14 protein-coding genes are annotated in these 14464 nt (G+C 48.4%); 12 read left to right on the top strand and 2 right to left on the bottom strand.

From position 1 onward, the window contains the following. Nucleotides 1-88 precede the first annotated feature (88 nt). The 5 genes from AC4E8B_RS17140 to AC4E8B_RS17120 all read left to right on the top strand — a co-directional run bounded on the left by AC4E8B_RS17140 (nucleotide 89) and on the right by AC4E8B_RS17120 (nucleotide 4112). A complete protein-coding gene (locus AC4E8B_RS17140) occupies nucleotides 89-886 on the top strand; it encodes a transporter substrate-binding domain-containing protein (protein WP_490214539.1) in 798 nt (265 codons plus the stop codon). A gap of 124 nt (nucleotides 887-1010) precedes the next feature. After that, nucleotides 1011-1670: an amino acid ABC transporter permease gene (locus tag AC4E8B_RS17135; protein WP_490219755.1), complete on the top strand. Its 660-nt coding sequence runs from the start codon at nucleotides 1011-1013 to the stop codon at nucleotides 1668-1670. Then, entirely contained in the window at nucleotides 1663-2385 is a 723-nt protein-coding gene (locus AC4E8B_RS17130) for an amino acid ABC transporter ATP-binding protein (RefSeq protein ID WP_490214538.1), read from the top strand. Before AC4E8B_RS17135 ends, AC4E8B_RS17130 begins: the two co-directional genes overlap by 8 nt. A 161-nt stretch (nucleotides 2386-2546) precedes the next feature. Further along, complete coding sequence (locus AC4E8B_RS17125) at nucleotides 2547-3515, top strand: aromatic acid exporter family protein (protein ID WP_490214537.1); 969 nt, start codon at nucleotides 2547-2549, stop codon at nucleotides 3513-3515. Nucleotides 3516-3569: 54 nt separating this feature from the next. Then, nucleotides 3570-4112 carry a L,D-transpeptidase gene (locus AC4E8B_RS17120; RefSeq protein ID WP_490214536.1) on the top strand — a complete coding sequence of 181 codons (543 nt, stop codon included), beginning with the start codon at nucleotides 3570-3572 and terminating at the stop codon, nucleotides 4110-4112. Between the two features lie 166 nt (nucleotides 4113-4278). On the opposite strand, the gene prli42 is transcribed toward AC4E8B_RS17120, so the two are convergent. Further along, nucleotides 4279-4374: a stressosome-associated protein Prli42 gene (gene prli42, locus AC4E8B_RS17115; RefSeq protein ID WP_148974517.1), complete on the bottom strand. Its 96-nt coding sequence runs from the start codon at nucleotides 4372-4374 to the stop codon at nucleotides 4279-4281. Nucleotides 4375-4515: 141 nt separating this feature from the next. Here prli42 and mce point away from each other — a divergent pair, with 141 nt between their 5' ends. The 6 genes from mce (at nucleotide 4516) to gndA (ending at nucleotide 11349) form a co-directional block, all read left to right on the top strand. Beyond that, the gene (gene mce, locus AC4E8B_RS17110) at nucleotides 4516-4932 is read left to right on the top strand and encodes a methylmalonyl-CoA epimerase (RefSeq protein ID WP_490214535.1); all 417 of its coding nucleotides are present in this window, start codon (nucleotides 4516-4518) and stop codon (nucleotides 4930-4932) included. After that, nucleotides 4929-6479 carry an acyl-CoA carboxylase subunit beta gene (locus tag AC4E8B_RS17105; protein ID WP_490214534.1) on the top strand — a complete coding sequence of 517 codons (1551 nt, stop codon included), beginning with the start codon at nucleotides 4929-4931 and terminating at the stop codon, nucleotides 6477-6479. The genes mce and AC4E8B_RS17105 overlap by 4 nt, the downstream gene beginning before the upstream one ends. A gap of 149 nt (nucleotides 6480-6628) precedes the next feature. Then, entirely contained in the window at nucleotides 6629-7753 is a 1125-nt protein-coding gene (locus AC4E8B_RS17100; protein WP_490214533.1) for a M20/M25/M40 family metallo-hydrolase, read from the top strand. Between the two features lie 147 nt (nucleotides 7754-7900). After that, nucleotides 7901-8380 carry a chemotaxis protein CheW gene (locus tag AC4E8B_RS17095; protein WP_490214532.1) on the top strand — a complete coding sequence of 160 codons (480 nt, stop codon included), beginning with the start codon at nucleotides 7901-7903 and terminating at the stop codon, nucleotides 8378-8380. A gap of 113 nt (nucleotides 8381-8493) precedes the next feature. Continuing rightward, nucleotides 8494-9783, top strand: coding sequence for a DNA polymerase IV (locus AC4E8B_RS17090; protein ID WP_490214531.1), 1290 nt, complete (start codon nucleotides 8494-8496; stop codon nucleotides 9781-9783). A gap of 159 nt (nucleotides 9784-9942) precedes the next feature. Next, the gene (gene gndA, locus AC4E8B_RS17085; protein ID WP_490214530.1) at nucleotides 9943-11349 is read left to right on the top strand and encodes an NADP-dependent phosphogluconate dehydrogenase; all 1407 of its coding nucleotides are present in this window, start codon (nucleotides 9943-9945) and stop codon (nucleotides 11347-11349) included. Between the two features lie 260 nt (nucleotides 11350-11609). Here the strand turns inward: gndA and zwf are convergent, their stop codons facing one another. Continuing rightward, entirely contained in the window at nucleotides 11610-13079 is a 1470-nt protein-coding gene (gene zwf, locus AC4E8B_RS17080; RefSeq protein ID WP_490219753.1) for a glucose-6-phosphate dehydrogenase, read from the bottom strand. A gap of 457 nt (nucleotides 13080-13536) precedes the next feature. Here zwf and rnz point away from each other — a divergent pair, with 457 nt between their 5' ends. Beyond that, nucleotides 13537-14463: a ribonuclease Z gene (gene rnz / locus AC4E8B_RS17075; protein ID WP_490219751.1), complete on the top strand. Its 927-nt coding sequence runs from the start codon at nucleotides 13537-13539 to the stop codon at nucleotides 14461-14463. The last annotated feature ends 1 nt before the right edge of the window (nucleotide 14464 follow it).

Below are 14464 nucleotides of genomic sequence, written 5' to 3'. Positions count from 1 at the left end.
TTTACTTGTAATAACAGGATTGAACACTATAAAATACTACTAATTATGAAAATAATTAATTTTCTAAAAATTATAGGAGGAAAGTAAAATGAAGAAAAGTATGTTACTGTTTTTGATCAGTATATTGGCAGCCGGAATTCTGGCCGCCTGCGGAGCGAGTGAAGAACCGGCTTCAAGCGGAGGGGAAGCAGGCGGATCAGACGATGAAAAAGTGCTGATCATGGGAACTTCTGCAGATTATCCGCCATTCGAATACATCGATACAGCTAAAGGCGATGACATCATCGGCTTTGATGTAGATTTGGCGAATGCATTGGCAGATAAGCTTGGCTATAAAGTCCAGGTTGAGGACATTGAATTCAGCGGACTGGTGCAGGCTCTGAAATCCGGCCAGGTCGATATTGTTTTAGCTGGAATGTCTCCGACTGAAGACCGCAAAAAGAATGTTGACTTTACAGATATCTATTACACTGCAAGACATATGATTGTAACCAAAAAGGACAGCGGAATTGAAAAACTTGAGGATCTGAAAGGCAAGACGGTCGGCGTCCAGCTGGGTTCCATCCAGGAAGGGAAAGCCAACGATATTGCGGAAGAAATCGATATTAAAGTTGAAAACCGCAACCGTATCCCTGAGATTGTTCAGGAGCTGATGACCGGCCGCTTTGATGCTGCCATCATTGAAGATACTGTAGCGACGGGCTATTTTGAATCAAATGAAGATTTGAATGGATTTGTCATTGACGATGAGGAGGAGCTTGGATCTGCAATCGCACTTCCTAAGGACAGCGAACTGACAGACGACTTCAACAAAGCGCTGCAGGAATTGAAGGACAGCGGCGAGCTTGAAGAACTGGTACTGAAATGGTTTGGCGGGGAAGAGTAATTTGAGCCTGATGTTCAGCAGGGAATCCTGCTGGACATTTTGCATCCGCCGGAATGGACATGCAGCCTGGTCATAAGCAGGCTGCCATTGAATTGGCCTCAGAAAGAGAGGAATGATACAGGTTATGAATTTGGATTTTGCTCAATTTATCCCGTCAATGCCATATATATTAAAAGGGATCGGCGTCACCCTGCAAATTGTGCTTCTTGCGGGTCTTCTTGGTTTCGCACTTGGAATCATACTTGCTTTATTTAAAATAAGCTCCTTGAAGTATTTGGGCTGGCTTGCGGATGCGTATACATCCATCTTCAGGGGAACACCGCTGGTGCTTCAATTGATGCTCATCTATTACGGGTCTCCCCAGATCATCGGCTTTCAAATAGAGCCGTATGCTGCTGCAGTGCTGTCTTTCGGACTCAATTCCGCAGCGTATATATCTGAGGTGATCAGAGCCGGGATACTGGCGGTGGACAAGGGGCAGCGGGAAGCATCAATGGCCCTTGGGATTCCTTATAAGAAAATGATGTGGGACATCATCCTCCCCCAGGCTTTAAAAAACATCCTTCCTGCCCTGATGAATGAATTCATCACGCTTACGAAGGAATCAGCGATCGTTACAACAATAGGGGTTATGGATATTATGCGCCGTTCCTATCAGGTAGGCGCACAGAAATATTCCTTTTTTGAGCCTCTTCTGATTGCGGGCCTGATTTATTATTTGATGGTCATAACCTTGACAATCATCGGCAAAGCGGTTGAAAGGAGGATGAGGCGAAGTGATTAAGGTAGAAAATCTGCATAAGAATTTCGGCAGTCTGGAGGTGCTGAAAGGAATCAGCACCACGGTTCATGATGGTGAAGTGGTAGCGGTCATCGGACCTTCAGGCTCAGGGAAATCTACTTTCCTGCGCTGTCTGAATCTGCTGGAGCAGCCGACGGACGGCCGGATATTCATCGGCAAAGAGGAAATTACCGGACAAAAAGCGGATATTATGAGAGTGAGGCAGGAAGTCGGGATGGTTTTTCAGCATTTCCACCTGTTTCCGCATAAGACGGCCCTTGAGAACCTGACATATGCTCCGATGAAGGTGAAGGGAATTTCCAAGCAGGAAGCTGAAAAGATCGGCCAGGAGCTTTTGCAGAAAGTCGGCCTTTCCGAGAAAGCGAATGAATACCCGAACAGGCTGTCGGGAGGGCAAAAGCAGAGGGTGGCGATTGCCAGGGCATTGGCTATGCAGCCGGACATGATGCTGTTTGACGAACCGACATCTGCGCTTGATCCCGAGATGGTCAAAGAAGTGCTGGACGTCATGAAATCACTTGCCCACAGCGGCATGACAATGGTAATCGTCACCCATGAAATGGGCTTTGCCAAGGAAGTGGCAGACCGTGTCCTCTTTCTGGACGGAGGTGTCCTGGTAGAGGACTCGCCGCCGGAGGAATTTTTCTCCAGCCCGAAGAGTCTAAGGGCAAGGGATTTCTTGCAAAAAGTGCTTTAAATCGTATAATTAGGAAGAAGATGGTCCAGGATCATCTTCTTTTTCAATTGGCCCGATTTTCCCCGCTGCATTCTGGGGTCGGGTCTGCATAAGACTGTATAAGGCTTTTCAAGGGTTGATAATATCCGATGAATGGCTGCACATGTATAGGAGTGCATGATATGAAATTCAGGATAGGTTACCGAACAATTAAAACAGCTGCCGGGACGGCGGTTTCCATTATCATTGCACAAATGCTTGGGCTCAATAATTTTGTATCTGCAGGGATTTTGACAATCTTATGCATCCAGGTAACTAAAAAAAGGTCGCTTACAGCTTCCTGGGCCAGATTCCTGGCGTGTCTGCTCGCCATGGTATTTTCAACCGTATTTTTTGAAGGCATCGCTTACCATCCGGCTGTCATCGGTCTGCTGCTGTTATTCTTCATCCCTACGGCTGTGCTGCTGAAGGCAAGTGAAGGTGTGGTATCCAGCAGTGTCATCACCTTGCATATTTATTCTGCCGGCCAGGTTACCGGGGGCCTGCTGTTGAATGAACTTGGAATCATTACGGTCGGGATCGGAGTGGCTCTGCTGGCGAATTTATATATGCCGAGCCTGGACAGGAAGCTGGAAGAATATCAGCTTCAAATTGAGGACAATTTTAAGAAGATCTTTGATGAAATCATCAACTACCTTCGCACGAATGAAAGTGACTGGGACGGCAGGGAGATCACAGATACAGAGCGGCTGATTTCGGAAGCAAAGACCCTGGCTTTCAGGGATGTTGAGAATCATTTTCTCCGCAATGAAAATTCCTACTATCATTATTTCAAAATGAGGGAAAAGCAATTTGAAATCATTGAAAGGGTCTTGCCGACCGTTACATCAATCAGCCTTACTGTGGAGCAGGGAGAGATCGTCGCTGATTTCATCCAGGAGCTTTCAGATAATATCCATCCCGGCAATACAGCGATTGTGTATCTGGAAAAGCTGCTGAGGATGAAGCTTTCTTTTGAAGAGAGCGATCTCCCGAAAACCAGGGAAGAGTTTGAAGCACGTGCCTCACTTCTGCATTTTGTCAAAGAAATGGAACAATATCTGGTCATTAAAAGCTCGTTCAAAGGATTGAAAAAAGTGAAAAGCGCATAATACAGTGCCTGCCGGCAGAAGCTATTCAAAAATGAATACAGGCTGGTGAAATGGATGCTTAAAATGCTTTCAGTCCTTGCGCTTTCCTTTTCTCTTTCTCCCATCTGGCCGATTGGCCCCAATCCGCTTCCAGGGGATCCTTTCGTCATCATTAATAAACAAACGAATGAGCTTGCGCTTGTAGATGAAAACAGGGTCCAGACAGTCATAAGCGCTGCCACTGGGAAGACGGCGGATTTGACGCCCGAGGGGCTTTTTACAGTAACGGTCAAGGCGAAGGAGCCCTATTACAGAAGAAAAAACATACCTGGCGGTTCCCCCGACAATCCGCTCGGAACCAGATGGATCGGCTTTGACGCTGAGGAGACGGACGGGCGCATTTACGGGATACACGGCACAAATGAGCCAGGATCCATCGGCAAATATGTATCCTCCGGCTGTGTCCGCATGCAGAATGAAGCCATCGAATCCCTGTTCGAACTCATTCCGATCGGCACTAAGATCTTGGTCGTATCAACCGGCCAGAGCTTTGAAGAGCTCGGAAAAGAATACGGAGCTATCAGCGAGCTGAATACAATATGGCCATATAAGCAGTAAAATACTTAAAATTGAGCGCCAGCGAAGAGGAGACCAAGCGCCGGCCCCGGGGAAAGCGAAGTGCCTGGAACGGAATTCTCATTACCAAAAGAAATCATGGTAAAGCTCAAATTTCAATCTATCTATAATTTGAAAGGACCGCCATAAGGCGATCCTTTTTTACGTTCTATAAAAACATGGCTGCCCCAACGGCAAGGGTGGATGCGAGCATGGCGAAAATCATTAAATAAACGATGATCTTGCGGAAATTTTTATTAGACAAGCAGGATCCCCTCCTTCTGACATTCTAATCTACTTCTCTATTCTACTAAGAAAATTCAAAATGAACAACCGCTCAATATTTGAAGGATTTTCGACATTTTTATCGAATATTAAGAGTATTATGCAAGCGGGGGGTACATAAATGATTAATAAAGTGGATCATATCGGAATCGCTGTCCTTTCGCTTGACAGTGCCCTTCCGTTTTATACAGACGTGCTCGGCCTCGAGCTGCTTGGCGTGGAGGATGTCGAATCTGAGCAGGTAAGGGTGGCATTCCTTCATGCGGGAAACGCAAAGCTTGAGCTTCTCGAGCCTCTTGGTGAAGGAAGCCCTATAGCGCAATTCATTGAGAAGCGGGGCGAAGGTATCCATCATATTGCACTGGGTGTGGACTCTATCAATGAAAGGATAGCAGAGATAAAAGAAAAAGGCATCAGAATGATTAATGATGAAGCAAAGAAAGGCGCGGGCGGTGCGAAGGTGGCATTTATCCATCCAAAGTCATCCGGGAGCGTACTTTATGAATTCTGCGAGAAGAAAGGACTGGAAGAAGCATGACGGACATCTATGAAAAAATCAATGAGCTGTACGACCGGCGCCGGGAGGTGGAACTGGGCGGGGGCGACGAGCGGATAGAGAAGCAGCATGAGAAAGGGAAGCTTACAGCCAGGGAGCGGATCGGCCTCCTGCTGGATGAAGGCACTTTTGTGGAGCTTAATCCCTTTATTGAGCACAGATCGACTGACTTCGGCCTTGACAGGGCAAAGGGGCCGGGAGACGGGGTTGTTACCGGTTACGGAAAGGTAAACGGCCGGCCTGTCTATTTATTCTCCCAGGACTTCACCGTCTTTGGCGGTGCGCTTGGCGAGATGCACGCAAAGAAAATCGCAAATGTCATGGATCTGGCTGCCAAAAACGGCGCTCCCTTCATCGGGCTGAACGATTCAGGAGGGGCAAGGATCCAGGAAGGGGTTGTGTCGCTTGACGGCTATGGCCACATTTTCTACCGCAACAGCATTTATTCCGGCGTGATTCCGCAGCTCTCTGTCATTATGGGCCCGTGTGCAGGCGGGGCCGTTTATTCGCCAGCCATAACAGACTTTGTTTTTATGGTCGAAAAAACGAGCCAAATGTTCATTACCGGCCCGAAAGTGATTGAGACCGTCACAGGCGAAAAGATTTCTTCAGAAGACCTTGGCGGTGCAGAGGTACATAATTCAATAAGCGGCAATGCCCACTTCATGGGCGGGTCAGAAGAGGAAGTCCTTCAGCAGGTAAGAAGGCTTCTCAGCTATCTTCCCCAGAACAGCGAGGAAAAGCCGCCGCGGCTTTCAGCGGATGGAGAGGACGATTACCGGCCTGATCTGACTGACTGCATCCCATTTGACAGCCTGAGGCCTTATGATGTCCGGAAAGTAGTGGAACAGATTGTGGATGAAGGCTCGTTCATGGAGGTCCAGCAGGATTTTGCCAGGAATATCGTTGTCGGGCTGGCGAGGATTAAAGGCGAATCAGTCGGTCTTGTCTGCAATCAGCCCAAGGTAATGGCAGGCGGGCTTGATATTGATTCTTCCGATAAGGCTTCAAGATTTATCCGCTTCTGCGATTCCTTCAATATTCCGCTCATCACCTTTGAAGATGTAACCGGTTTCTTCCCGGGCATCAAGCAGGAGCATGGAGGGATCATCAGGCATGGGGCCAAGATCCTTTATGCCTATTCGGAGGCGACTGTTCCGAAGCTGACCGTTATCCTCCGTAAAGCATACGGCGGCGCCTATGTTGCCCTCAACAGCAAATCCATCGGCGCTGACCTTGTGTTTGCCTGGCCAAATGCTGAAATTGCGGTCATGGGCCCTCAAGGGGCAGCCAATATCATTTTTGCGCGCGAAATACAGGGCAGCAGCAATCCTGAGGCTGTCCGGGAGCAGAAAATCGAAGAATACCGCGAAAAGTTCGCCAATCCTTATGTGGCTGCCAGCCGCGGCATGGTGGATGATGTCATTGATCCCCGGGAAACGAGGGTGAAAATTATTCAGTCACTTGAGATGCTCCGGAACAAAAAGGAGTCGCGGCCGGCCAAAAAGCATGGGAATATCCCGCTGTAAATATAATGATTGGAGGGGCTTCCGGCCCTTCCTTTTTTCATGCGCTGCCAGTTTCCCGGGCTTCCCCGCATACAGGCTCTCTGTTTGCTGTTAAAGAGTGTGAGCGGTATACTAGTTTTGTACGCATACATATTGGAGGTTTTAAAAATATGATTAATCAGGAGCGTTTATTAAATGAATTCCTGGAGCTTGTCCAGGTGGATTCTGAAACAAAGCATGAAGCAGAAATCGCTAAGGTCCTGAAGAAGAAATTCTCTGATTTGGGAGTCGATGTTTTTGAGGACGATACGACTGCTGAAACAGGCCATGGAGCAGGAAATCTCATCTGCACGCTGGAAGGCACAAAAGAAGGCGTTGATACCATTTATTTTACTTCCCATATGGATACTGTCGTTCCCGGTAAAGGCATCAAGCCATCTGTTGAGGACGGATATGTGGTGACAGACGGAACTACCATCCTGGGCGCCGATGATAAAGCGGGCCTTGCCGTTATGCTTGAGGTAGTCAGGGTTCTCAAAGAGCAGAACATCGGGCATGGCACCATCCAGTTCATCATCACAGCAGGCGAAGAGTCAGGGCTGGTCGGAGCGAAGGCGCTTGACCGTTCCCTTGTAAAAGCTAAGTTCGGCTATGCGCTCGACAGCGACGGCAAGGTTGGGAATATTATTGTAGCAGCGCCGACACAGGCGAAGGTGAAAGCTGTCATCCAAGGCAAAACAGCTCATGCCGGTGTGGCCCCTGAGAAAGGCGTTTCTGCCATCACCATCGCGGCAAAAGCAGTGGCTCGCATGCCGCTTGGACGCATTGATGAGGAAACGACTGCCAATATCGGCAGATTCGAAGGCGGCCAGCAGACAAATATCGTTTGCGACCGTGTCGACATCCTGGCCGAAGCCCGTTCCCTTATTGGCGAAAAGATGGAAGCGCAGGCAGCCAAGATGAAAGAAGCGTTCGAAAGCGCAGCAGAAGAAATGGGCGGCAAAGCCGATGTTGAAATCCAGGTCATGTATCCTGGCTTCAAGTATGGAGCAGGGGATCATGTAGTTGAAGTAGCGAAGAAAGCTGCAGCAAAAATCGGCCGCAGCAGCGAACTTCTTCATAGCGGCGGAGGCAGTGATGCGAATGTGATTGCCGGATTCGGCATCCCGACAGTCAATCTGGCCGTTGGCTATGAAGAGATTCATACAACCAATGAGCGCATGCCGGTTGAAGAGCTGAACAAGCTTGGGGAAATGGTTGTAGCCATTATCAACGAAGTATCTGGAAATGAATGATTATCAGCGAGAGGGCCTGCGGGTTCTCTCTTTTTTCTTTTTATCAGGAGGACTTTGTACACAGTTAATCACCGGATCCGTAAAAAATATGGTATATTTGTAATAGATATACATAGCGCCAGGTTAGCGGACGGAGGGACTAAAGTGATGGATGATAATAAAAAAATGATTGTGTTTCAGGTAGGCAGAGAAGAATATGCTATTCCGATTGAATTTGTGATTTCAATCGAAAAGGCGGAGGGCATCACACCGATCCCCCATCTCCCAGCATATGTGAAGGGGATTTCAAAGGTAAGGGGAGAATTAATTCCTGTTATCGATTTCGAACATATTCTCTATGACCGCAGTCAGGCAGAATCTGATGCTGCCAGGATGATCGTGCTGCAGACAGAAGAGCTTTCTCTTGGCGCTTCGGTAGCCGACGCTAAGGAAATACTTGACATGCCGAAAGAAGCCATTAAAGAGCTGGGGCTCGCTGCTTATCAGAAAACCACCTACTTCAGCGGAGTGGCAGCCTTGGGCAGCCGGCTCATCACAATCATCGATCCTCTCAGGCTGGTACAAGCGCTTGAAGGAATCCGCGAAATCAAAGAGTTCATGAAAGACAGGAAAGAAGAAGCTGTCTAAAGCTTTTTCAGATCCGGGGCCTGCCGCCCGCTGCAGGCCCTTTTGCTTTCTTCGCCTTGGGTGCATAAATTTGTTAAAATAAAGCTATCATTCAGGCAGGGAAGTGCAGAGGCATGAGAGAATTATATCCAAAGAATGGGCGGGTCATTTTGCATGTCGATATGAACAGCTTTTATGCTTCAGTCGAGATGGCCTATGATCCCGAGCTGAAAGGGAAGCCTCTGGCGATTGCCGGAAACGCAGAAGAGCGAAGGGGAATAATCGTCACATGCAGCTATGAAGCCAGAAAGTTCGGTGTCAGGACAACAATGCCGTTGTGGGAAGCAAAAAAACTGTGCCCGCAGCTGATCGTGAAGAAGCCGAACTTCGAACGGTACCGGGCGGCCTCTATGGGAATGTTCAATATCCTCGGCCAATACTCCGCCCTTGTTGAGCCTGTTTCCATCGATGAAGGCTATGTCGATATTACAGAGAGCTATGAATATGGAGCTCCTCTTGAGATTGCAGAGAGCATACAGAAGCAGATACTCGATCAGCTTGATCTGCCCTGCAGCATAGGGGTGGCTCCTAATAAATTTCTTGCCAAAATGGCTTCGGATATGAAGAAGCCGATGGGCATCACTGTGCTTCGGAAACGGGATATCAAACATAGACTATGGCCGATGCCTGTGGAGGAGATGCATGGAGTCGGCAAAAAGACAGGCGAGAAGCTGCGCACCCTTCAAATTAAGACAATCGGCGGCCTTGCCGGAGCAAATGAGCTGCAGCTGAAAGGGCTGCTCGGCATCAATGGACCGCGCCTGAAAGAGAGGGCGAACGGGATCGACCGCAGGCCGGTAGACCCCGAGTCAGCTGCCGAGTTCAAAAGCGTCGGCAATTCAACTACGCTCCCAAGGGATGTGTCCAATCAGAAGGAGCTCCTAAAGGTGCTTGATATGCTGTCGGAAAAGGTATCCGCCCGCCTGAAGAAAAAGAAGGTATATACTTCGGCGCTCGGAATCACCATCCGCTACAAAGACAGAAAGACCATAACAAGGAGCCGGAAGCTGGATAACCCTGTCAGCTTAAAGGATGATCTGGCTGCTCTCAGCCGCGGGCTGTTCATCAAGCACTGGAATGGAGATCCGGTCCGCCTCCTCGGGGTTACGGCCCAGGAACTTGTGGAGCAGGACCAGGCCGTCCGCCAGCTTGATATATTTTCTTATGAAAAAGAGGCCAGGAAAGAGCCGCTTTTCAAAACCCTGGCCGATCTCCGGAGTAAATTCGGTGATAAGATCATAGGTGCTGCCGGCGATGAAGCTGACAAACCTGTAATCGGGACAGATACCAGCTTCAATAAGGATTTCCTCCACGGTGCAGGAAAACGCCAAATCCATCATCCAAATCAAAAAGATCAGGAATAATGTTTATAAAAGGAATGGAACGTCAAACTAAGAAGGGAAAGTCCAAGTTTGATTAGTTGCATTCCTTTTGCCGTTTTGAGACATTATTATTATTGGCAGCAGCCTTGGTGGGCATGCCAGAAGTAGAAACCAGCTTCAGGAGCAGAAAGGGAGATTGATATGGCTAAACAGGAAATAGGAGTCATCGGACTTGCCGTTATGGGAAAAAACCTTGCCTGGAACATTGAAAGCAGGGGATATGCTGTTTCTGTCTATAATAGATCATCTGAAAAAACGGAAGAAATGCTCAAAGAATCCGAAGGGAAGAACATTATTGGAACCTACTCGGTCGAGGAGTTTGTCAATTCCCTTGAAAAACCGCGGAAAATTATGCTGATGGTTAAAGCTGGCGGCCCTACGGACGCAACGATCGATCAGCTTAAGCCTTATCTGGAAAAAGGCAATATACTGATAGATGGCGGAAATACCTTTTTCGCAGATACCCAGCGGCGGAATAAAGAACTGAGCGAACTCGGCATCCATTTTATCGGAACCGGGGTGTCCGGGGGAGAAGAGGGCGCGCTGAAAGGGCCGTCCATCATGCCGGGCGGGCAAAAGGAAGCTTATGACCTCGTCGCACCGATTTTCAAGGATATTTCTGCAAAAGTGAATGGCGAGCCGTGTACAACGTACATAGGACCGGACGGGGCTGGACATTATGTCAAGATGGTCCATAATGGGATCGAGTATGGAGACATGCAGCTGATCTCCGAATCTTATTTCCTTCTTAAAAATGTACTTGGCTTGTCGGCAGAAGAGCTGCACACCGTCTTTGCAGACTGGAATAAGGGCGAACTCGACAGCTATCTGATTGAAATTACAGCAGATATTTTTACGAAAAAGGATGAGGAAACAGGCAAGCCGCTCGTGGATGTGATTCTCGATACAGCCGGCCAAAAGGGCACAGGGAAATGGACAAGCCAAAGTGCTCTTGATTTAGGTGTCCCGCTTCCAATTATCACTGAGTCCGTCTTTGCACGCTTCCTTTCGGCCATGAAAGAGGAGCGCGTCCATGCGAGCAAGCTTCTGAAGGGACCTGAAGCGAAGGGCTTTGAAGGAGACAGGGAAGCGTTCATTGAATCTGTCCGCAAAGCTTTATACATGAGCAAAATCTGTTCCTATGCACAGGGATTTGCCCAAATGCGGGCGGCTTCCGATGAATACAGCTGGGATTTGAAATATGGCGATATCGCGATGATCTTCCGCGGAGGCTGCATCATCCGGGCCCAGTTCCTGCAGAAAATCAAAGAAGCGTATGACAGTGACCCTGGGCTTAAGAATCTTTTGCTTGACCCGTATTTCAAGGAGATCGCCGAAAGCTACCAGGCGGCCCTGCGGGATATCATCAGCTCTGCCGTCCAGAACGGGATTCCGGTGCCATGCTTCTCAGCGGCGCTTTCTTACTATGACAGCTACCGGACGGAAACCCTGCCGGCCAATCTGCTACAGGCACAGCGGGATTATTTTGGTGCCCATACGTATCAGCGCACCGACAAAGAAGGAACCTTCCATACAAACTGGATTTAACTTTATATGCGGGAAGCCGTCTGAACCAGGCGGCTTTTTGAATGCAGAAGAACCCCTCCGGAAAACCGGAGGGGTTCTTCTGTTCTTTGGAGTTATATGCAGGATGCGGCCTGTGCAGCCGCCTCCGCATTTCGTATTGTCCAGCTCCGGTGGCTAGAGCCTCGAGTCATAAGCCGATCAGGCCAGAAGGTTAAAGAACAACCTTCCGTCCTGCTCGTCTTATGCTAGTCGGCTCTGGGCAAGCCGCCTCCGCATTTCTTTTAGCAATTATCAACGTCTAAGTCTGCCACTGGCCACCAGGAGAATCCTTCTTTTTCAAGGAGCTGGTCTGCTTCTTTCGGGCCCATTGTCCCGGCATCATAGTTAGGGAAGTTTTCCGCTTTATGGTTTTCCCATACTTCGGAAATCTTGTCCACGAAGCTCCAGGATAATGCCACTTCATCCCAGTGGGTAAAGTTTGTGGCATCGCCTCTCATGCAGTCATACAGCAGCTTTTCATACGCTTCGGGCGTATTTATGCCGCTTCCGCTTTTATTCGAGAAGTTCAGTTTCACTTGATTCGCTTCAAGCTGGTTTCCTGACTTTTTGGCATTAAGGTGAAGCGTGATTCCTTCATCAGGCTGGATATGGATGATCAGCAGGTTCGGATTGACTGTCTGTCCTGTTTCATAGTACAGGTTCATCGGAATATCCTTGAATTGGATGACAATCTTCGTTGACTTGACGGCCATCCTTTTTCCTGTCCTGATATAGATCGGGACGCCGGCCCAGCGGAAGTTGTCGATAGTCAATCTTCCGGCCACAAATGTTTCGGTATTGGATTCGCTGTCAACCATTGGTTCTTCACGGTACCCTGGCACTTCTTCGCCGTTAAGCTCGCCTTTGCCATACTGGCCGCGCACAAAATGTTCATGGACCATTTCGCCCTCAAGCGGACGCATGGCACGCAGGACCTTTACTTTTTCTGAGCGGATCTCATCGGTCGTCAAACGGATCGGCGGCTCCATCGCAAGCAGCGCCACCATTTGCAGCATATGGTTCTGAACCATATCCCTTAAGGCCCCGCTTTTTTCGTAATAGCGGCCGCGTTCTTCTACCCCAAGGACCTCGCTTGATGTTACCTGGATATTGGAAATATGGCGGTTATTCCAGAGCGGCTCAAACAGTGCATTGGCAAAACGGATTACCTCAATATTCTGGACCATTTGTTTACCAAGATAATGATCGATGCGGTAAATTTCATCTTCGGAAAAAGCATGCCTGATCTGGCTGTTCAACTCTTTTGCAGACTCAAGATCATGGCCGAACGGCTTTTCTATGACAAGGCGCTTGAATCCGTTGGTTTCGGTCAGGCCATCCTGCTTCAAATGAACAGCAATGGTGCCGAAGAATTCCGGTGCCATGGCCAGATAGAAAATACGATTGCCTTCCAGGCCATAAGTAGTATCAAGATCTTCAGCCATTGACTTTAAAGCTAGATAAGAGCTTGAATCTGTCACATCATGTGAGTGATAGTAGAAATGGGATGCAAACTCATCCAGCCTGCTGCTGTCCTTGATCGCCGACTGAACGGAATTTTTTACATTTTCCTGAAATTCCTCGTTGGAAAGCGGTCTTCTTGCAACCCCGACGACAGCAAAACGCTCTGAAAGATTTCCCTTTTCAAAAAGCCTGTAGAGGGAAGGGAACAGTTTACGGTTGGCAAGGTCGCCTGTGGCTCCGAAAATCATGATTAATCCTGTTGGTTTTTCATTCTGTTTCACGGTACATAAACCTCTCTTCAACAAAATTTCAATATATGTAAGTTCTTATGCTGTAGGCCTGCAGCGGGATTTATCTTTAGAAAAGCTCTTTTTATGCCGGCAGGCTCACTGGATCCGCAACCCGGATGATGCCCCTGACACAAACAAAGGCTATAAAAAGTCTTCCATTAAAAGAACACCCATACAAGTATAAAATTTTATAGCTTTCCCAATGAAATCGCAAATAATATGCGCCTTTCTCCTGCGAAAGCGCTGCCTTTGGCTGCTGCCTGATTAGTTTCCGCAATGGGCGGGAAACTATCCGTATTTTATGGGGCCGAAACCTGCCTTCAATTCCGGAAAGATCTTCCTGCTGGCATTTATGATATAGTGATTATAAAAATCCGATTTTGCAGGCAAATGGATTAACTAAAGGGGGATCATGGTGGATTTACTATTTTTAGGAACGGGGGCAGGAATCCCGGCCAAGCTTAGAAATGTTACCTCAATGGCATTGAAGCTTCTGGAGGAGCGGGGGACAGTCTGGCTGTTTGACTGCGGCGAGGCTACCCAGCATCAGATCCTGCACACTTCGTTAAAACCAAGGAAGATTGAAAAGATTTTTATAACCCACATGCACGGCGACCATATATACGGGCTTCCCGGACTTCTTTCAAGCCGCTCCTTCCAGGGAGGGGAAACAGAGGTGGAATTGTACGGGCCAAAGGGGCTGAAGGATTATATTGAGATCAGCCTATCAGTGAGCGGGACTTATTTGAAGTATCCGCTGAAAATCATTGAGGCAGCAGAAGGTGTTGTTTTTGAAGATGGTGATTTTAAAGTGGAGGCAAAGCTTCTTGACCATGGAATCGCTTCTCTTGGCTACAGGATCGTGGAAAAAGACAAACCGGGCACTCTCCAGGCTGATAAGCTGAAGGAAGCGGGAGTCATGCCGGGCCCGATTTACAGGGATATAAAAAATGGGATGCCAGCTGTGCTGGAGGACGGCACTGTTTTGAATCCGGCAGATTTTCTCGGCCCGGATATCAAAGGCAGGGTCATCACAATCCTTGGTGACACAAGGATGTGTGCAAGCGCCCTTGAACTGGCCAAAGATGCTGATTTGCTTGTCCATGAAGCAACCTTCCAGGCTGGCGAAGAAGCAATGGCACGCGACTATTTTCATTCCACCACTGTTCAGGCTGCGGAAATTGCCAGGCAGGCCAACGTAAAGAAATTGTGCCTTACGCATATCAGTGCACGCTATGAAAGAGCAGACTGGGCAGCGCTCACCGATGAAGCACGCACCGTTTTTCCAGCTGCTGACATAGCAGAGGATTTCAAGGAATTCCATATTCCGGTTAATAGATAAG

Source organism: Bacillus sp. SRL543 (assembly GCF_984799205.1).
This window is presented reverse-complemented; position numbering and strand designations above follow the sequence as displayed.